The 19,935-nt window shown below is 48.1% G+C and carries 12 protein-coding genes and 1 tRNA gene; 7 read left to right on the top strand and 6 right to left on the bottom strand.

Annotation, left to right across the window (positions count from 1 at the left end; genetic code table 11):
- Positions 1–103 precede the first annotated feature (103 nt).
- On the top strand, positions 104–1,396 hold the full coding sequence (locus tag ACEW9O_RS09095; RefSeq protein ID WP_373549837.1) for an aspartate aminotransferase family protein: 1,293 nt from the start codon (positions 104–106) through the stop codon (positions 1,394–1,396).
- A gap of 3 nt (positions 1,397–1,399) precedes the next feature.
- Positions 1,400–2,830, top strand: a complete 1,431-nt coding sequence (locus ACEW9O_RS09090; protein ID WP_373549836.1) for an NAD-dependent succinate-semialdehyde dehydrogenase — start codon at positions 1,400–1,402, stop codon at positions 2,828–2,830.
- Positions 2,831–2,944: 114 nt separating this feature from the next.
- On the opposite strand, the gene ACEW9O_RS09085 is transcribed toward ACEW9O_RS09090, so the two are convergent.
- The 4 genes from ACEW9O_RS09085 to murQ form a co-directional block, all read right to left on the bottom strand.
- Positions 2,945–8,557, bottom strand: coding sequence for a carboxypeptidase-like regulatory domain-containing protein (locus ACEW9O_RS09085; RefSeq protein WP_373549835.1), 5,613 nt, complete (start codon positions 8,555–8,557; stop codon positions 2,945–2,947).
- Positions 8,558–8,670: 113 nt separating this feature from the next.
- Positions 8,671–9,420, bottom strand: a complete 750-nt coding sequence (locus ACEW9O_RS09080) for a DeoR/GlpR family DNA-binding transcription regulator (RefSeq protein ID WP_373549834.1) — start codon at positions 9,418–9,420, stop codon at positions 8,671–8,673.
- A gap of 317 nt (positions 9,421–9,737) precedes the next feature.
- Positions 9,738–10,571, bottom strand: a complete 834-nt coding sequence (locus ACEW9O_RS09075) for a BadF/BadG/BcrA/BcrD ATPase family protein (RefSeq protein ID WP_373549833.1) — start codon at positions 10,569–10,571, stop codon at positions 9,738–9,740.
- A complete protein-coding gene (murQ, locus tag ACEW9O_RS09070) occupies positions 10,568–11,398 on the bottom strand; it encodes an N-acetylmuramic acid 6-phosphate etherase (RefSeq protein WP_373549832.1) in 831 nt (276 codons plus the stop codon). The genes ACEW9O_RS09075 and murQ overlap by 4 nt, the downstream gene beginning before the upstream one ends.
- Before the next feature lie 195 nt (positions 11,399–11,593).
- Between murQ and ACEW9O_RS09065 the strand changes: the two genes are divergently transcribed.
- Positions 11,594–11,666, top strand: a tRNA-Ala gene (locus ACEW9O_RS09065).
- A gap of 72 nt (positions 11,667–11,738) precedes the next feature.
- Here the strand turns inward: ACEW9O_RS09065 and ACEW9O_RS09060 are convergent.
- A complete protein-coding gene (locus ACEW9O_RS09060; protein WP_373549831.1) occupies positions 11,739–12,224 on the bottom strand; it encodes a hypothetical protein in 486 nt (161 codons plus the stop codon).
- A 142-nt stretch (positions 12,225–12,366) separates the two neighbouring features.
- Here ACEW9O_RS09060 and recN point away from each other — a divergent pair, with 142 nt between their 5' ends.
- From recN to ACEW9O_RS09040, 4 genes are all read left to right on the top strand, one after another.
- Complete coding sequence (recN, locus tag ACEW9O_RS09055) at positions 12,367–14,022, top strand: DNA repair protein RecN (RefSeq protein WP_373549830.1); 1,656 nt, start codon at positions 12,367–12,369, stop codon at positions 14,020–14,022.
- A 141-nt stretch (positions 14,023–14,163) separates the two neighbouring features.
- On the top strand, positions 14,164–14,967 hold the full coding sequence (locus ACEW9O_RS09050; RefSeq protein WP_373549829.1) for an enoyl-ACP reductase: 804 nt from the start codon (positions 14,164–14,166) through the stop codon (positions 14,965–14,967).
- An 84-nt stretch (positions 14,968–15,051) separates the two neighbouring features.
- Positions 15,052–17,049 carry a putative porin gene (locus tag ACEW9O_RS09045; RefSeq protein WP_373549828.1) on the top strand — a complete coding sequence of 666 codons (1,998 nt, stop codon included), beginning with the start codon at positions 15,052–15,054 and terminating at the stop codon, positions 17,047–17,049.
- Between the two features lie 37 nt (positions 17,050–17,086).
- Positions 17,087–17,659: a helix-turn-helix domain-containing protein gene (locus ACEW9O_RS09040; RefSeq protein ID WP_373549827.1), complete on the top strand. Its 573-nt coding sequence runs from the start codon at positions 17,087–17,089 to the stop codon at positions 17,657–17,659.
- Positions 17,660–17,665: 6 nt separating this feature from the next.
- Here ACEW9O_RS09040 and ACEW9O_RS09035 read toward each other — a convergent pair whose 3' ends face one another.
- A complete protein-coding gene (locus tag ACEW9O_RS09035) occupies positions 17,666–19,843 on the bottom strand; it encodes a penicillin acylase family protein (RefSeq protein WP_373549826.1) in 2,178 nt (725 codons plus the stop codon).
- Between the last annotated feature and the right edge of the window lie 92 nt (positions 19,844–19,935).

The following is a 19,935-nucleotide window of genomic DNA, read 5'->3' as shown; positions in this document are numbered from 1 at the left end:
GCTGCCGCAGCGACTTGTACATCGTCCTTGTCAACATCACTGCGGTAGCCTCAACCTTCCTCAACCCTCTCAACCTCCCTTAACCAAAAACAAGATAATCCAGATGACATCCAAAGAGTTAATGGAGCGCCGCAATCGGGTACTGCCAAAGGCGATGTACACCACGTCTACGCTCAATGCAGTCTCCGCCAAAGGTGCCACTTTCACCGATGCCGAGGGGAGAACCTACATTGATTTCAGCGGAGGCATCGGCGTGCTCAATGCTGGCCATTGCCCTACTCCGGTTAGCCGGGCTATTGCCAAACAGGCTCAGACTTTGATGCATACCTTCTTTAATGTGCTGACCCACGAACCTTATGTGTTACTGGCCGAAAAACTGGTGGAGATTCTGCCCCACGGTGACGCCACCAAAGTGATGTTTGTCAGCACAGGTGCCGAAGCGGTAGAAAATGCAGTAAAAATTGCCCGCCAGGCTACCGGGCGGCAAGGCATCATTTGTTACACGGGAGGTTTTCATGGGCGTACGCTCATGGGCATGACCTTGACTTCCAAGGTGAGTTACAAAATCGGTTGTGGTCCTTTTGCCCCCGAAGTGTATCGTCTGCCTTTCCCGGATTATTACCACAATGGGCACGGGCAAAACTTTGATGCTTTTGTGGAACAAGAGTTGGAAAACTTTAAAAAATACTTGAGTACGGTAGTTGCCCCGGATAACGTAGCTGCAGTGATTGTGGAGCCAGTGCAAGGTGAGGGTGGTTTTTATGTAATGCCACCCCGGTATTTGCAAGGCTTACGTGAACTCTGTACCCAACACGGCATGATGCTCATCCTGGACGAAGTGCAATCTGGCTTTGGCCGTACGGGCAAATGGGCGGCTTACGAGCATTACGGGGTTATTCCGGACATTTCGACCTGGGCCAAATCAATGGGATCGGGCATTCCCATAGCAGCTGTAATGGGTAAAGCTGAAGTGATGGACAAAGCCCTGCCCGGCACCCTCGGCGGCACCTACGCGGGCAATCCGGTTGCTTGTGCTGGGGCACTAGCAACCATCGAATACATGCAACAAATCGACATCAACCGGAAGGGCGAAAAAGTGGGTAAAATCTTGTTGAATTTTTTCGCCAAACTCAAAAAAGAATGCCCGGCTATCGGTGAAGTGCGTGGCTTAGGGGCGATGGTGGCGATTGAATTGGTTAAGGATCAAAATCCCAACCTACCTGATGCTGATTTAACCAAAAACCTGGTTGCTACTTGTTCTACCCGCGGTCTCTTCTTGATCAGCGCCGGAGTCTACGGCAATGTTATTCGGGTACTTTGTCCTTTGGTGATCAGCCAGCCCATGTTGAAGCAGGGTTTGGAAATCATGCGGGAAGAACTGTTAAAGTTAAGCTAGACCATGCAAAAAAACCACATCAACGGCACCTGGCTCGACGCCCTCAACGGCGGCACCTGGCCCGTCATCAATCCAGCTACTGAACAAACCATTGTCACAGTTCCCTTTGGCGGAGTCGCGGACGTTCAGGTGGCGATCGACGCGGCAATAGCTGCGTTTCCTGCCTGGAAAAATACCAATGCCTGGCAACGCGCCGATGTGCTCAAAAAAGTAGCCGACTTGATGCGCCTTCGCAGCAAAGAACTGGCCCAATTGACCATCGCCGAGGCAGGTAAACCCATGCTGGAAGCCAATGGTGAATGGGTGGTTGCTGCACAGTTTTTTGAATGGTACGCCGAAGAAGCCAAGCGCAACTACGGACGGGTTATCCCGGCTAGTCGCAACAACAAACGCATGTCGGTCATCAGTCAACCTATTGGAGTTGTAGGCATTGTGACGGCCTGGAATTTTCCGGTTTGGAACCTTTGCCGGGTCTGGGCAGCTGCGCTTGCGGCGGGTTGCACCATCGTGGCCAAGCCTAGTGAATACACCCCCCTTACGGCCATGGCCCTGATGGAATTGTTGGTGGAAGCCGGGCTGCCAGCCGGAGTGGCCAATCTGGTATTGGGCGACGCAGCAGCCATTGGTGAAACCTTGTTGGCCCGGCCAGAAGTGCGCAAAATCCATTTTGTCGGTAGTACACGAGTAGGTAAAATCCTACTGGAAGGTGCGGCAAAAACCAATACCAAATTGTCCCTTGAACTAGGCGGCAATGCACCTTGCCTCATTTTCCCCGATGTCAATGTGGAAGCGGTGGCGAAAAGTGCCGCGATAGCCAAAACCCGCAATTGTGGGCAGGTTTGTGTATCGCCTCAGCGTTTTTTGGTGCACGAGGAAATTTATGCCAGTTTTGCCGAGCGGGTCAGTCACTACATGGCTCAACTAAAAGTGGGCAATAGCCTGGATGAAGGCACCCAAATTGGTCCACTGATCAATGCCCGCCAACGGGAGCAGGTGGAGCAAATTGTGAACAACAGCATCGCTCAAGGTGCGCGATTGAATACTGGTGGACAACGCCCGGCTCACTTGTCCAAAGGGTACTTTTATACCCCAACGGTTCTATCAGAAGTTACTCCTGAGCAGGATATTTTCCGCAAAGAGGTCTTTGGGCCGGTGATGGGCATTACGCCTTTTTCCAATACTGACGAAGCCATCGCCTTAGCCAACGACACCGAATACGGACTGGCCAGCTACCTCTGGACAAACGACCTGCGCACCTCCATCAAAGTATCCGAGGCGCTCGAATTTGGCATTGTGGGCATCAATGAATGGGCGGCACATGCGACCGAGGCACCTTTTGGCGGCTGGAAACAAAGCGGCTTGGGTTATGAATGTGGGGAAGAAGGATTGCAGGAGTATTTGGAGAAAAAATTGATCAGTATCGGGGATTTGTGATAACCGCCTGAGGTGTACATTTAGTGTCTTAGGTTTCTTAGGTGGTGAAAAAATATGCCACTCGTTTTTTTCACCACCTAAGAAACCTAAGACACTAAAGGTACACCTTAGTAATTATGGGTCTTGTCGGATTTGTAACTTCTCCACTCCATTCCGGCCATACAACACCGGAAAATACATCTCCTCCACCCGCACCGGATTCAAAGTGTAAGTCCCACTAAAACGCGGCTCCAAATCCACCACAAAACGCTGTTTCCCAATGGGCAATCGCTCGCAAAAAATGCTCACCTTTTCAGCAAAATACTCCCGATGCACTTCGGGCGCGTTGTAACTTTGCGGCTTTTTGAAATAGGAACAGCCCGCAGGAATCGGGATTTCAATCATGGCGTATTGCGCCTCCTGTTTGACCTCAATTTCAACCACCAACTGAGCAGGTTTGCCAAATTGCAGTTGCTTGATTTCTTCCCCATTTTGCTCCAAATGACTTTTTACCGCAAAAAGATCGGACTTGGGCTGAGGGTTGGGATTCCAGGTCTGCTGATAGGCGGTGCAGAAAAATGGGCCTGCGCCGTTCAGTTTTAATGATAAGGGTTGGCTGGCGTCAAAAGTGGCTTCCAGGGCGGAGGTACTAACCTCAGCATTTAAAGCACCCGACAATTGGAGTCTTCCCAACTGAGTGTTTTTTTCTGCCAATAAATCTGGTAGAATGGTTTTGAGTACGGAGGCCACTTCAAGTGTATTTCGCCAACCATAAGCGCTCCGTAGGCCATTTTGAGTGTAACCGCGATTGGCTAATAAATGGATTCGGATGCGACGTAGTTCGTCTTTTAAACCAGCTCCTCGTGCAATTTGATAGGCGAGCAGGGTATTGCTCAGGCGGTTGTTGTACCAGTCGTATTGCCAATCCTGAGTTGCCTCCGATTCTTCCCAAAAAGCGCCGCCATGTGCGTCCAATTTGCGGTATTTCATTAAACTATCCAATGAAGGTTTCAATCCGAGCTCCTGCTGAACCCATAGCTTCAACAAGCGATTGTGCAACAACTTCTGGGGTTTATTCAAGGAGTCGCTGAGTTCCTTTGAAACTGTGATTTTTTGGCCAGTCAACAAAAGGGTTTCAAATGTCTGTAAAAACTCCTGCTCATTTTTTAGAGGAAATTGATTCGTCAACCAACGCAATCCATTTTCAAGAGCCTTGCTTGGATAACCCATGGTTTGGGCGCTATGGAGTGCCCGGATCACGTAATTGCTCATCCAGACATTAACCGGGCCATTCGGCCACCAGCCCCAAGAACCATCCGCGTTTTGGGCTTTTACCAAACGAGCGATGGCGCCGCGGATCATTTTTTCGCCAGTAAAGGGTTTATTCAAGGTCTGACAAATTTGTTTTTCACTCAATAAACCAATCAACTTACTGGACGTTTGTTCATTGCAGGTGTAGGCATAATCTTGCAGGTATTGGAGGTCTTCCTGGAGCAGATGGAGGGCTGTGGGTTGGGCTCGAAACTGGATTTGCCCACTTTTGTTGCCAAAATTCAATAGGGTATCACGTTCAATAACCATGAATTCACCCTCCATCTCCAGTGTTCCAATGGGCAATATGCGGATGTTCCGTTCTTCACCATCCGTGTAGCCTTTTGTAGTTTCTAGGGCAAAACGAAGTTTTAGGGAGTCGCCGCTATCGGGTGCCTGGAATTCAGTTTTTTCCACCAAAGCTTCTTTTACCAGGCTTTGTTTTTCCGACAGGCGCTGCTCTGCGGCTTGGAAGTAAGTTTTGAGTTGGAAACTATCCTGGGTGTAATTGAGCACTTTGCCACTCAGGGTGGTTTGATCTCCATGCACCAAAAACCGGGGGAGGGACAGTTGCGCCATCAGTGGCTTATAGGATTGGATATTGCCTGTGTAAAGCCCTGCCCGGCGATTTTTATCAGCACCCAATACAAAGACCTTCCAATTGGTGATGTCGTCTGGAAATTTTACTTTGAATTCCGCTTCGCCGCTGCAGTTGCTGCGCAGGCGAGGTTGCCAGAAAGCATGGTCGTGAAAACTTTTGCGGATGCCTGAAAAACTGAGGGTGTCGGAACTTTGATTCCTCTCATCTAGACTAGCTAATCCCCGGATACGTATGCCATCTACATAGTAATCCGTATTTGAAGCACGGGCGCCTCGAACCACTACTCCCGCCGCTTTACCTGCCAATGATACACTAGCCTCTTGGGTACGGGCGGTAACTGTACCATAACCTGTCACAACTACTTCAGATAAGTAGGACGCATCTTCGTCTAACCGGACATCCCGCGAAGCATAGTTTCGGTCATTCACTACAACTTCTTGAGATGCATAACCCGTATAACTCACTACAACAGTTTGGGTTCCCAAGGGTGCAAATACACTGTAATTGCCATCCAGATCGGTAACAGCCCCAATACTGGTTCCTTTTACCAAGACCGAAGCGCCAATCAAAGGATCACCATTGGTATCCAAAATCCGGCCTTGCAGGAGTTGGGTTTGGCCATAATATTTACCAGTGTGTGTGGAAGAGCTTGGTACAGACTGAATGGGCACATATTTTTCACCTAAGAGAGACGGCAACAGGGAGTCGATTTGCTGGAATTGAATCTTGGATAAATCTTCATACAGCAGCGTGTCTCTGCGGATTTGGATGTTTTTGCGGAACACAGCCTCTTTTTGGTTAAAAAGCAACAACTCATAAGTACCTGCGGGCAAGTTGGGAATAAACCTCGTGCTGGGATTTAACAACAACTGACTGTCTGCTTTCAAGTTGCGGATGATCACGAAGGAGAGATTTAAGGAATCAGCAGGTGTTTTAAATGTAGGGTAAAAAAACTGGTATTTACCCGCTCCCTTCTCCGGTTTTGCAGGCGTTTGATCAAAAACGATGGATCGCTGGGCTGGTGAAAATGCCCTAACCGACTTGGGTGAAATGACATATTGCCCTATGGCTGGATGAGGCAAACTGCGGGGCAAGAGAACTTCTTTTTTGCTGGTTGGAAATAACTCATGCTGGTACAAACGTTCCCGGCTTTTTTCCACAGCATAACTGAACTCAGGCTCAAAGACAAAGGCGTTTTTGAACTGATTCATGCTCAAATAGGTCAAGCTTGAACCCGCATTAAATGGCCCGACATGATTGTTTTGCCCGGAACGATAGGTGATAAAATGGATGTTTTGTGGATCATCCCAAATGAAAATACTGTCCTTGGCTTTCAGATTTTGGATGACAAAAATGTTGTTGCGGAGTAACCCTTTTTCAACCGCACTAAGATTTTGGGCAACCGGTATCCGTTTGAAATGGGTCGGAGCAATTCCATGCGGCCAGAAATCTTCGTTAAGCACCAGTTCCAGTTTTTCGCCACGCCGCAAAAAAATACTGTCCAAAACGTACTCATACTCACGGGTGCGAATGGTGATTTGATGATATCCCTCTGTTCCGAGAAAGCTATAAGGGTGCGCATCCCGGGTAAGGTGGGAATACACCAACTTGCGATTGAGGTAGATGAGGAAAATGGGTTGCATTTTTCCTCCCTTGACCACAAATGGAGCAAATTGGGCAATGTTTTGATAAAAAGAATCCTGGCGTAGTACCGAATCCCGTCGAGTGAGTAAGAGTTGTGGGGCATAACGATATTGGTAATATAGGGCGTCTTGAACTTGAAAAGTTTGAGCCAAAAACCGCGTCATCGGAAGCTTGTAATTTCGATCCGTATCGTACAATCGGAAAGAAGGAAAATTGCGGGGGGCAGCTTGCCGCCGATAACCAATATTGGGTGTACTGTAACTGGTTTCATCACCAAACTGAGCATTGATGGCTCCTGCACTGAGGTCTACCCCTTTGGCTGGGTGCCCGGAGCCACGTTTCACCTGTACCTTGTAGCTGTTTTCCTGGCCAGGAATGACTAGATCGGGGCCTTGTAGGTCAATGGAGAGGGCTTTGGGATAATGACGAAATTCTTCATGTCTTTCAAAAAGCTCTCCAGCCCAGAGGAATTCGTAATTGAGGTGGTAAAAAGCAGTACTTTGATCACGGTGCTGCCAATGCCACAAGGAATCACGAGTAAAGCCTGTTTCGATTGTACCGGAATGGGTTTTGATTTGGTACCAAAGGGGCAAATTGCGTGGATTTTCAATGCGAAGATGGATGGAATCGGCGCTGCGTTTGCCGACAATCTGCAGGCCTTCTTCTTCCTGGTGGAGGGGGAGTTTAAATTCAGCTAGCGTTTTGGGGTTCAGCAAGGTATACGATTCTACATTGGGGTCAAGGGGTAGCTGTGCTGGCAATAATACCTTTTGAGATTGGCTTTTTTCATCGGCGTATTGTGCGCTCAGTATCAGTGAATCGGTAAGGGCCGAGGTACTGCTTGCCATGATTTTGTTACCGTCCAAACTCAGCTTAAAACTGGGTTCATACTTGAATTGAAGTGTTTTGTCCTTAAAACTCAATTGACCGGAACTGCTGTTGAAATATACATGGCAGCGCAAGTCCAACGAAGCAGCCGGGAAAAGGGAATCGGGCAAAATTACATCCCATTCGCCGCGTACACCCAGATTTTCGTTGCTGTGCCAAAGGGTATCGGGGACAAGCACCTCCTGGCCATGAAAGGTTTTGATTGTTCCTGCCAAAATGTAAATTTCAGCAGTCGCGTCGGGAACTGCCAGGTCATTGGTCGTTTTGGCACTGAGTGAAAGTGTACATTTCTCCCCACGTGTAAAGGATTCAGGGGACGCTTTTAAGGTATAATTGATTTCATCCAGTTCGTATTCCTCTAAACGGAACCCTTGTTCGATGTCCGATTTGCGCTTCGATAGTTTAAGCTGGTATTCTTCATCTATGTCCAATGTATCAGCCAAAGGCCATTCGAAGAGGTAAACACCGGGTCGTTCTGGTTTGATTTTTTTTGTAAAAACCTGCTTTGACCAATCCTTAGATAGCTGAAAATCAATGCTTTTATGCAAGGGTCGCCCTTTGGTTGTGGTCACAAAAGCCTTCATTTTTAGGGTGTCCCCTGGGCGGTATACCGGTTGGCTCAAGGCAATATAGCCTTCTAAATCACGATTGTATTTTTTGCGAAACCAATACTTCCAAGGCAAAATCCAATGGTGGGAACGAATGCTCCGAACCACGTAAGCAATGGGAGCTTGTACAATTTTTATGGGTATGGTGACGAAACGCCCTATTCGACTAGTAGAAAAACGCCGGTAATTCGTGAGGATTGCAATGCTCTTTCTACCACTTTTTACCAAATTATAGTAGGCACTGGAAGTAGGGGTTTTTATTTCCAATATCCTTTCTTTGGGTGAATTTTTGGTGCGGAAAGATTGTGTTTCAGGATCATAGCGGAGCAGTTTTTCACCCAACAAAACCTGAACATCAGGTAGCTGCTGGCCCAGGCTATCCTTAACCAAAATGGAAAGATCCTGTTGGTTATTCAGCACCTGGACTTGAATTGGAGCAGTAGATTTAAGGGCCAAATCCACCGATTCGCCTCGGATGAGTACTTGGAGGTAATGCCCGGTTTCTTGCTCAGCCTGCGTTTTGGTGATTGGTGTATGAAAGAATGTGGAATCAGGCTGCTTTTTTGGATACTGATATAGGTAGGCAGCTTCGTTGGCATTCAGGCGAAAAAACTGGAGCAGGTTTTGTTGGCCCGACAAGTTTAGGGCACAACCCAAAATGGCAATGAAGAAGCAGAAAGTTGAGTGTGGCTTCATATGGTGTACGTTTAGTTTTGTGGATGCACAAAACTATTCTATTACACAGCACCATGCCCTTGATTTTTGTCGGACAAAAGTCAATTAGAAGCGTGAGTGAAAGGCAGGATTGCCTACATAATCTCAATCCCCAAATTCCGATAAGGATTCAATTTTTGATGCTCCGGATCCAACTCCGTAATCAACACATCCACTTCATCCAGGCCACAAACCCGGATTTTTTGAGTAGAATCCAGCTTTTCAGCAATCGACAGCGCCACTACTTTTTTGGACGATTCCATCATGACCTTTTTGATGGTCACCACCTCCCAGTCCGATTCGGTCATGCCATCGATGGCGTCGATCCCGTTGACCCCCATCAGGCAGATGTCGGGTTTGATGTCTTTAAGCGTGCGCACTACTTCACCGCCTACCGCAATGCCCGCCGCACTGGACAAATGCCCGCCGATAAAAATCGTCTCCGAGCCCTGGTGTTCCAGCAATTGCATGGCGGTGGAAAGGCTCATGGTTACAAAAGTCACTTTGAGGTCGGGGGGTAAAATGCGGGCAATTTCCAGGTTGGTTGAGCCCCCGCTGATCAGCACCAGCATGCCTTCGCGCAGCAGGCTGATGGCCTTGCGGGCAATGATGGTTTTTTCCTGGTAAGCGTATATTTCATTTTCCTTGTAGGAATAGACGTGATAAGACTTGGACAAGGCACCACCCCGTACCTTGATTACTTTACCTGCATCGGCCAATTCTTGCAAATCCCGGCGCACCGTGTCTTCGGATACATCCAATTTTATACTCAGGTCAGTGAGTACAACTTTGTTGTGGATATTGACTTCGCGTAAAATCAGTGCTTGACGTTCTTTTTTTAGCATATGGTTGATACATTAGCGTGGGACTAAGATAACTACATTCTGAGAATTTGCGGTGAAATCTGCATTTTTTTGAAGGATTTGCCACAAACCAATACTAAAACAAAAAGCCTGCCAGAATTTCTTCTGGCAGGCTGGTAATAGCTAGCAAATAGTGTGTTTATTTTAATTGCGGTTTTTTCAACCGCTAACCAATCTTTTCGTATTTCTTGCACAAAAATGCAGTTTTATTCTCAAAAACCCAAATTTTCAGGCAGAAAATATTTCAATTCTGGCAATTTTAGCTTTTTTTTGCCTGGTTTCTTGCACAAAGATGCAGTTTAACCATGGTACTGGATCAAACCTGGCATGGGATCTTGCTGGAATCGGGCCAATTGCAGGCCAAAAGGCACGGCATTGCGGGCAATTTCCTCCTGAAAAAAATGAGCGACAGAACCCACGAAGTGAATCGGCAACTGCTGACTACCTTCCAATAAAATGACGCTGCGTTGGAAAAACAAACTAAACTGGCGGTCCAACAAATCCCGAATGCTCGGCTCCTGGCGGTGTTCAAAGGCAAAGGGAGCAAAAGTGGCCAGAAAGCGATTGGGGTAGGGGAGTTGATACACCGATTGCAGGATGTTGTCACGGGTAAGGTGATAGTGATTGTTGAGGTCTTCGCGGAGGTTTTCGGGCATTTCGCGGTTCAAAAAAGAGCGGATCAGTTCTTTGCCAATTCCGGCACCGCTGCCTTCATCGCCCAGGATAAAACCCAGTCCACCTGCGGTTTCTACAATTTGACTCCCGTCATATCGACAGGCATTGGAACCGGTACCCAGGATGCACACAATTCCTGCTTCACGTTGCGACATGGCCCGTGCTGCCGCCAATAAATCCGTCTCAACTTGCACTTGCGTGGCTTCCTGAAACATCAGGCGCAACAACTGATTCATTCGACGACGTTGGTCTTCGGCCTTACAACCCGTGCTGTAAAAGTAGAGTTCATTGACTGGTCCAGGAATGCTGCGCCGCACTTCGCGCAACACATCGACGATGCCTTCGTCACTCAGAAAGTATGGGCTGATGCCTTGGGTTTGGAGCTGATGCAGGGTTTTACCTTCGCTCACAGCCACCCAATTGGCTTTGGTGGCGCCGCTGTCAACCAGGATTTTCATAGGCCTGCACTCAGGTTGTGCTCGGGGGAAAAGGCTTCCATGGCTTTGCGTACGCTGCCGTGTTTGAGCAACAAATCGCGGGCTTCATCGTAAGGCAAACTCAGGTTTTGTACCAACATTTTGGCGCCCCGATCGACCAATTTGACGTTGGAGAGTTTCATGTCGACCATCTTATTGTCCAAGACTCTGCCCAGTTGAATCATGATGCTGGTACTGATCATGTTGAGTACCAGTTTTTGGGCAGTTCCAGCTTTGAGGCGCGTACTTCCGGTTACAAACTCGGGTCCTACCACGGCTTCAACCGGGAAATCCGCGTTGGCCGCCAAGGGGGTTCCGGGGTTACAGGTGACACAGCCGGTGACAATCCCTCTGGCCCGGCAAGCTTGCAAGCCTGCAATCACATAAGGAGTAGTGCCCGAGGCAGCAATGCCAACTACGGCATCATCCTCGTCTATTTCATGCCCTTGTAAATCTATCCAGGCCTGAGTTAGGCTGTCCTCAGCGGCCTCGATGGCATGCCGAATGGCCCGATCCCCACCGGCGATCAAACCAATGACCAGATCTTCTGGCACCCCAAAGGTAGGTGGGCACTCGGAAGCATCCAATACCCCCAAACGACCACTAGTACCCGCCCCAATGTAGAACAAACGGCCACCGCGTTGCATTTTAGGAACAACGGCATTGACCAATGCTTCAATTTGGGGAATGGCACGCGCTACCGCTGTGGGAACTTCCTGGTCTTCACGGTTCATGTTTTCCAATAATTCTCGCACATTCATCTTCTCCAGGTGGCGATAGCGAGAAGGTTTTTCAGTAATCCTTTCCATACTCGGTAGCTATAAAATCCAAAATAATCCACAAGTTGCGTTATTTCATGCAATAATTTGCAGTTTTTGAGGATTTTTTTGCAAAAAAGCTCGTTTTTTTCTGCAAAGGGCTGCAAGAAATATTTTTGCAAAAAATATTTGGATAAGTCACCATGCCGCCTGTATATTTGCAGCCACTTAAATAGAAAGTGAATTGGGGGTATAGCTCAGTTGGTAGAGCGCTTGCATGGCATGCAAGAGGCCAGGGGTTCGAATCCCCTTACCTCCACAAATAAAACGCCGCAATTGGTTGAATTTAAACCTCTTGCAGCGTTTTCTTTCGCAGCTATGCCTAAATAGTTCACTCCTGCTTCACCGCCTCATACATCTTTTTCACCTCCTCCAAGGAAAACCGCTGATTCAGCGCAGTGGTGAAAACAATTTCCGTGTCCCGTACCAAATGCACATAGCGAAAACTGTAGCGGTCTTCCCGATGGCCTTTTACTTCGTAAATAAAACCATCGGTGTGTTGTTCCACGATTTTGCTGAATTCGGGATTGCTGTGTACTTCGCGGATTTGGCGGAAGGTTTGTTCCACCACTTTATTCCCGCGGGCCTTGCCCGCGTAAATTTGCACAGCAAAGGGTGTAGCACCCGTAGAGGTGATAGAGACGTCTTTGATTCCCGAAAGTTCAAAATTTTCTACCTGGGTGCTGTCAGCAGGGGCGAGGATGGTCGCCGGGATACCATATCCTTTGAGGTCCAGTGCCTGCCAGGATTTGGATTTAGAGCCTCCACAGGTATGGAATACCGAGGCCATGAGTAGGAAGATTAAAAATTGTTTCATTGTGGTTACTCAAGAATGGGTGTGGGTGTGGGTGTGTGGGTGTGAATCCAATTATTTTGATGCAAAATTAATGCTTTGCGCAAGAAGTCCAATTATTTCAAACAAAACCTTTATTTTTACGCGCAGTATTTTTTAAAGCGCTATGATAAAAAGGCTTCACATCCGCAATTATGCCATTATTGAGCACCTGGACATTGATTTTGCCAGGGGCTTGACCATCATTACCGGGGAAACTGGCGCCGGTAAATCGATCCTCTTGGGGGCATTAGGTTTGATCATGGGCGACCGCGCCGATACCAAATCCTTATACAACCAGGAAGAAAAATGCATCATCGAAGGGATCTTTGATCTGGGCGCGCATGATTTGCGCGATTTTTTTGTCGAAAATGACCTCGACTACGAAACCGAAGTGGTCGTCCGGCGCGAGCTGACACCCTCTGGTAAATCTCGGGCCTTCGTCAACGACAGCCCGGTTACCCTCAGGGTGCTCCAAGACCTCAGTGCAGAGTTGATCGACCTCCATCAGCAGTTTGATACCCTCGACATCCACAACCTCTCCTTCCAACTCAGGATGATCGATGCCCTGGCGGGCAACAAAGAACGCCTCCTCCAATACCGCAACGTTTACCGCGAATACAGCGCCAACCAGCGCCGTTTGTCGGAGTTGCTGAACCGCAATGAGCAATCAACCAAAGAAATGGATTTCATCCAGTTTCAGTTGGAAGAGTTTAACAAAGCGGGATTGGTGGCGGGTGAACAGGAGACTTGGGAAGAAGAACTCACCCGGCTCAGCCACGCCGAAGACATCAAACGCACCCTAGGCATGGCCTTTGATATTTTGACTGAAAACGAACAATCCATCGTTGGTCAAATGCAAAGCCTGAGCGTTGCGCTAGTGACCATCGGCAAATACGCACCCAAATTGGGGGAGTATTCGGATCGTTTTGCCGGTATGATTTTTGAGTTGCGCGAGATGAGCAACGAGTTTGAAAAAGTGGCCGACCAAACCGATCACGACCCTGAACGGATTCAAGAGGTGCAACAACGCCTGGACTTGATTTACCGTCTGCTCAAAAAACACACTGTTTCTTCCGTTGATGAACTTTTGGCCATTCAAACCAATCTGGAGCAGCACTTGGCGGGTTTTGCCGATCTGGGAAATGAAATAGGTGCCCTACGCGATAAAATCAAGGTGCAGGAAGAACAGCTATACCGTTGGGCAGACGAGCTCAGCGATCGACGCCAGGCGGTCATTCCGGGGTATGAGCAAAAAGTGGTGAACATGTTGACCCAATTGGCGATGCCCTATGCACAGCTCAAAATTGAAAACCGCAAGTTGGATCACTTGTGCCCAACAGGTCTGGATGAAGTACAGTTCCTATTTGCCGCCAACCGGGGTAGCCGTTTGCAACAAATCAAGGACGTCGCTTCCGGTGGGGAAATGTCGCGCCTCGCCCTGGTCACCAAATCCTTGGTTGCCAGTGCAATCCCGCTGCCCACCCTCATTTTTGACGAAATCGACTCGGGGATATCCGGTGACGTGGCCCTCAAAATGGGCAATATCCTGCGTAATTTGTCGAATGAACACCAGGTGGTGACCATTACCCACTCACCGCAGGTAGCTTCAAAGGCGGATCGACACTATTTTGTCTTCAAAGTGGACAAACCCGATCGCACCATCACCAATGTCCGTTTGCTCAGTGATGATGATCGGGTACGCGCCATTGCCGTGATGCTCAGCCAAAGCCCACCGAGTGAGTCGGCCTTGGTGAATGCGCGGGAATTGCTAGGACTTTAATTGAGTGAAAAATGAAAAGTGAAAAGTGAAAAATGGGATGTTAGGCATGAAATGTAGTGCTTTGTCAACTTTTCGCTTTTCACTTTTCACTTTTCACTTACTTTTGCTCCGCCTAAAACATTAATGTTAAAAAAACGACCAATGGCGAACAACTTATTGAAAGGGAAACGTGGAGTCATTTCTGGCGCCCTTGATGAAAACTCAATTGCCTGGAAAATAGCCGAGCGCTGTGTAGAAGAGGGGGCAACAATTGTGCTGACCAATGCACCTGTAGCCATGCGGATGGGCGAAATCAACCACCTCGCTGAAAAAACCAACGCCCAAATCATTCCGGCAGACGCTACGGATATGGATGATTTGGAAAACCTGTTTGGCAAGTCAGTAGAAATTTTGGGTGGCCCACTCGATTTTGTCCTGCACTCCATTGGAATGTCGATCAACGTGCGCAAAAAGAAGGACTATACCGACCTGAACTACGAGTGGATGCAAAAATCATTCGATATTTCGGCGATTTCTTTCCACCGCATGATGCAAACCCTGTACAAACTAGACGCCATGAACGAATGGGGATCTATCCTGGGTTTGAGTTACATCGCTGCGCAACGCAGTTTTCCCGATTACAGCGAAATGGCTGAATCGAAGGCACTGCTCGAATCTTTTGCCCGCAGCTTCGGCTACCACTGGGCGTTGAAAAAACACGTACGGGTCAATACCGTTTCACAATCCCCTACCAAAACGACAGCTGGTTCGGGCATCAAGGGATTTGGTGATTTTTATGACTATTCCGATAAAATGTCTCCGCTGGGCAATGCTTCTGCTGATGCCTGCGCTGACTATTGCATCGCCATGTTCTCCGACCTCACCAAGATGGTCACCATGCAAAACCTTTACCACGATGGTGGATTCTCCTCAATGGGGATGAACCCGGCGATACTTGGACTTTAATATAGTGATGAGTGATGAGTGATAAATGATGAATGGAAATTCATCGCTCATCATTCATCACTTATCACTCATAACTATTCTTTTGTGCTAAAACTCCTCACCACGCTCCTTTTCCTTTCCGGTACAACCATGCTGCTGGCTCAGTTTCCAACCCAAGGCCCGGGTGGTTTTGGAACCAACAATGGTTTGAATGTACAAAGACCAGAGCAATCAGAGCGGGATTCTATCCAGGAGGAAGTCAAGCGTGATACTTTTGGGGTTTATCGATTTTTTGCCAAAAATCCCTTTCAGGAAAAAATCTTTGCGGATACCCTGCTGAACGATTACCTGTACCAGCACGATCCCGCCCGGCAACGCCAATGGGATTACATGCACCTGGGGATATCCGGATCAGCGGCACAGCCCATCGTGTATCAGCCTACTTTGCGCCGCGGGTTCCATTTGGGCTGGCACCAGTACGATCTGTACTTAAAATCGGCCGATGACATTCCTTTTTACCGGCACGAGTCCGCTTTTACCAACATTGGCTACAATCAGTTGGGGAATCAAAACAACAGTTTTTTTAACCTACAATTCTCGCGCAATTTTGGCAAGGGTTTTAATGCCTCTATTGATTACCAGCGCCTATCGCAGCGTGGGACTACCACCTTGTTTACCCAGCAATCCTTGCGCAATACGACTTTCGGCCTCAATTTTTGGTTCAAAGGCCAGAATGGTCGCTACAATGCCTACCTCACTTTTGTCAACAACAAACTGGAGCGCCAAGAAAATGGAGGCTTGGTCAACGATACCCTTACCCTGGAAGGCAATTTGGCCACCCCGTCCCAAGCCAAGGTTTTTCTGGAATCAGGGCGCTCTCGTTACCAGCATGAGGAGGTGCAGTTTACCCAATATTTCCAATTGAATCGCCTGGGCAAAAGGGATACGAGCCAATTAGATAGTTTGCCTCAGGTCGCTGTAGCTGGCAAACAAATTTACCAGGTGGCGCACAGTGTGAGTTTTCAAAAAATCTTCTCGCGCTACGACGATGAAGACATTACGCTGCTGGATACCTACTACCGCAATTTTAATACCGATACTCGCGGGATCCGCAATTTTGTCGGCCACCAAAAAATCGAAAATCAGTTTCGCCTCTTGACTTACCGCAGCCAAGGGCCATTGGTCGGCAGAGTGCGCCAGGAAAATGGCTTGCTGGAATTGGGTTTGGTACATGCCTATCACCGCCTTGAATTGGAAGGTAAGGACTCCAGCCTCAACGAGGTATTTGCTACCGGGCGCTGGGATTTACAACCGATTCCGCTGCTCGATTTGCGCTTGAATGCCAAATTGGGCTTATTGGGCAATATTGGAGACTATCAGGCTAGTGGAGAACTTGATTTTAAATTGGGCAAATTGGGGAATTTGACGGGTAAAGCCACCAACCAATTGTACAGCCCCAGCTTGATTCAGCGCGAGTTTTGGGTCACCCAACAACGCGTCTGGAACAATGATTTCAAAAAAACACTGGAAACCAACCTGGAAGCGACCCTCAATATTGAGCGCTTTCAAGTAGAGCTTGGCGCAGCTTACCATTTGATTAATAATATGATATACTTTGATACTACTGGATATGCGCTGCAATCCGGAAAACCCGTGAGTATTTTGCAGTTTTTTGTAAAGAAAAATTTTGTACTTTGGCGTATTCATCTTGATAATCAAGCCATACTGCAACAATCTTCAGAAGCCATCGTGCGTTTGCCGCAATATTTTGGTAAACACAGTTTATATTTTGAAGGCAAACTGTTTCGGGTTTTGAACGCTCGAATCGGGGTTGATGTGCGGTATCAGGCAGCTTATCGAGCCGACTACTATTTACCACTGACTGGACAATTTCAATTGCAAGACAAGCGTACGGTAGATTTTTACCCCGCTGCCGATGTATTTGCAGCGTTTCAAATAACTAAATTTCGGGCCTTTTTTAAACTGGAAAACATTACTCGATTCATCTATCCCCAGAATCAATTATTTTATCAAACTTCCTTCTATCCAATGCCACCAAGTAGTGGATTTCGTCTGGGAATCAGATGGTTATTCCTGGATTGATCTATTTCTTTAGGCAAGGCATCTAACCCAAAACAAAATGAGAAACGTTGAACTAGGTAAAGTCGGACGCAAAATCCGACAACTGCGCAAGGAGCGCGGCATGAACCTACAAGAGGTATCCGACAAAAGTGACATCACTGCTGGGTTGCTCTCACGCATCGAAAATTTTCGTACCCTTCCCTCTCTCCCGGTTTTGCACAACATTTCGATGGCATTAAATGTGCCCTTGGCTGAGTTGGTCGATCTGGTGGGCAACAATGGTGAATCCAGTTATATCCTGGTGCGCAAAGGCCAGGGTGAAAAAGAAGAGCGGGAAGATTCACAAGGGCTTTTGTACGAAAACATCCTGAGTACCGGCGTGGCGGAAACCAATCTGCAAGTATCCATCATTTCCATTCCTGCTGGTACTTACCGCAGGCCACTGGCGAACGACAGTATGGAATTGATCCACGTGGTGCAGGGCTCGGTTGAATATGGTTTGGGCGACAACATCCTCGAACTCCACCACGGGGACACCCTTTTTTTTGACGGAAGTATTCCGCATTCTTTGAACAATACCACTGCCGAGACAGCGATATTGTTCAAAGTGTATTTGTTGCGGAGGAGGTAAGGGCGTTTATTGTCCAGGCTGGTAAGTCCGGTTGGCACCCTTTTGGTAATCCTCTGGATAAAACAATACGTCCTTAAACTCCCCTTCCGTATACATCTTCGCTTGATCAAAAAAGTGCGGGGAGTTAGGGTTGCTGCTTTGCCCACCCGTTACAATGGACTTGGCTTTAAGGCGTGGCCCAAATTCTACGACTGCTACAAAGCTGTTGCCAACACTGCCGTACCGTTTTTTGGTGCCGGGATAGGTTCTTGCGCCAAAAGCCGCGAGCGATCCCCAGTGTGAAGAGGTAAATGCAACCGGTAAACTTGGCTTTTGATCGTCGAAGGTTTCACGGATCTTGCCTGTCAAGCGTTGAAAGCGGTTGATATCGCCCCAGGCAATTTTCCAACTGCCAAAATCGCGGGTCAATTCATCCAGAACGAGGTTGAACAATTGGATTTTTTCCTCGGCCGTACTGCGCGTGATGATGTGTTCACTCAAACTCAAAGCATCGTTGGGTTCATCTTCCGGCAAATGATAACGGGTATAGGTCAACATCTGCTCTCCCCAATAAATGGCTAAAGTGGTAGCCTGAGACTCAAGGCTGTATTTAAAATCCCATTGCCGAAGGACGTTGATGGCTTCCGCAAGCCGGGGCGTTTTATTGGCACTCTCTTCGTATGCCTTGATCAAAGCCGGAATGATGGGCTCAAAACCGGGGAGGTGGGGTTCATAGGCGCTTTCAATGAGTTTATCCAGGGTGAAACCACTGGCGTCTTTCAATACCCGCACGGCATGGATCCCCCGGTAGTTTTCAGGATCGGGGGCCATATAACTGGGGTATTTTTTGGGATCAGGGCTTTGGGCAGCAGCAGTAAAGGGGGTTGAGTTGCAGTTTTGCAACCAGCCTGTAGTCGGGTTCAGCAATTGGACGGTCTCTTTAACCGGGTGCAAACCCTGCCAATCGGTCAAGGGGTTACTGCCATCAACTGGTTTTTCCCAATCAAAACTGCGGTTGCGCCGAGGCATAAAGTTGCCATGCCAATAAGCGATGTTGCCCTGACGATCAGCAAATACCGTATTGTTGGAGGCATTGCCCCGCCAATCCATCGCTTTGTTGTATTGTTTGTAGCCTTTTGATTTGGTGCGCAGGAAGGATTGAGCCAGCGCTTTGAAAGGCTCATTCATCATGCTGATACTGATCCACTTGCCGTCTTTTTCAGATATAACCGGACCGTGTTGGGTGTGGTAGGTATCAAACTCGCGTGCTTTGAGCTCATTGCCATCCTTGTACCACAATTTTACTTTTTCTACCCTAACGGGTTTGACTAATCCACCATATAGATAAAAGGGTTTCCCTGCTTTCCATTCAATGGTTTCGAGGTATTCATCCAGTACATCGGCAGCGCTGGAAGTATGCATCCAGCCGCAGTTTTCATTGAAACCCTGGTAAATAAAAAACTGCCCCCAGGTCACCGCACCGTATACATTCAAGCCTTGGTTACTGCGTACATGCAGTTCGCTTCGAAAATAAAAAGTAGTGTGTGGATTGATGAGCAACAAAGCATGACCAGAGGCACTTTTGGCAGGAGCGATGGCAAACCCGTTTGAACCAACCGGTTCCCATTCTTTTTCCTTCCAGTCCTTGTAACGCCAGGAACTTGAATGGTTTTTGGTGTAAAAACTTTTCAGCCGCTCCACAGAGATAGCGCTAATGTTGCCCCCAATACTCCCTTCGCTGAACATCAGCGGCATCCAGGGTTCAAATCGTTTGATCAAACGCGGTTTGACCTCCGGGTGGGTGTAGAGGTAGTAATTGCAGCCGCCAGCAAAGGCATGGAGCAGCTTTTTCATCCAGTTTGGGCAAGTTTGGTAGATGGCTTTTACCCGATTGGTATCCAGAAACAGGCGAGCCCGTAAATCCTGGTACAAATAGGCTTCGCCTTCTACTTCTGCCATACGACCAATACTGGTGATGTAGTTGTCTTCTACCCGCATGAAGTCGTCTTCACACTGAACGTAAAGCATCCCGAAGATGGCATCCGCATCGGTTTTGCCATATACGTGGGGGACGTCCCATTTATCGCGGGTAATGGTAATGCCTTGGGCCTGGGTTTTCCAGTAGGCAATTTCCGCAGCACTGAAGGATTGGCTCCAGGCATTGCAAGCGATTAAGAGTAAGGAAAAAATATAAAATGGTTTCATGGTCATTTATTTGGGGCGGCCACATAGTGCCGCCCGTACGATTTATTTGGGGCATGTGGTAGGGGCCGCCCTACGTGGCTGCCCCATTTTTC

The organism is Haliscomenobacter sp. (genome assembly GCF_041740695.1).
GTDB lineage: Bacteria > Bacteroidota > Bacteroidia > Chitinophagales > Saprospiraceae > Haliscomenobacter.
This window is presented reverse-complemented; position numbering and strand designations above follow the sequence as displayed.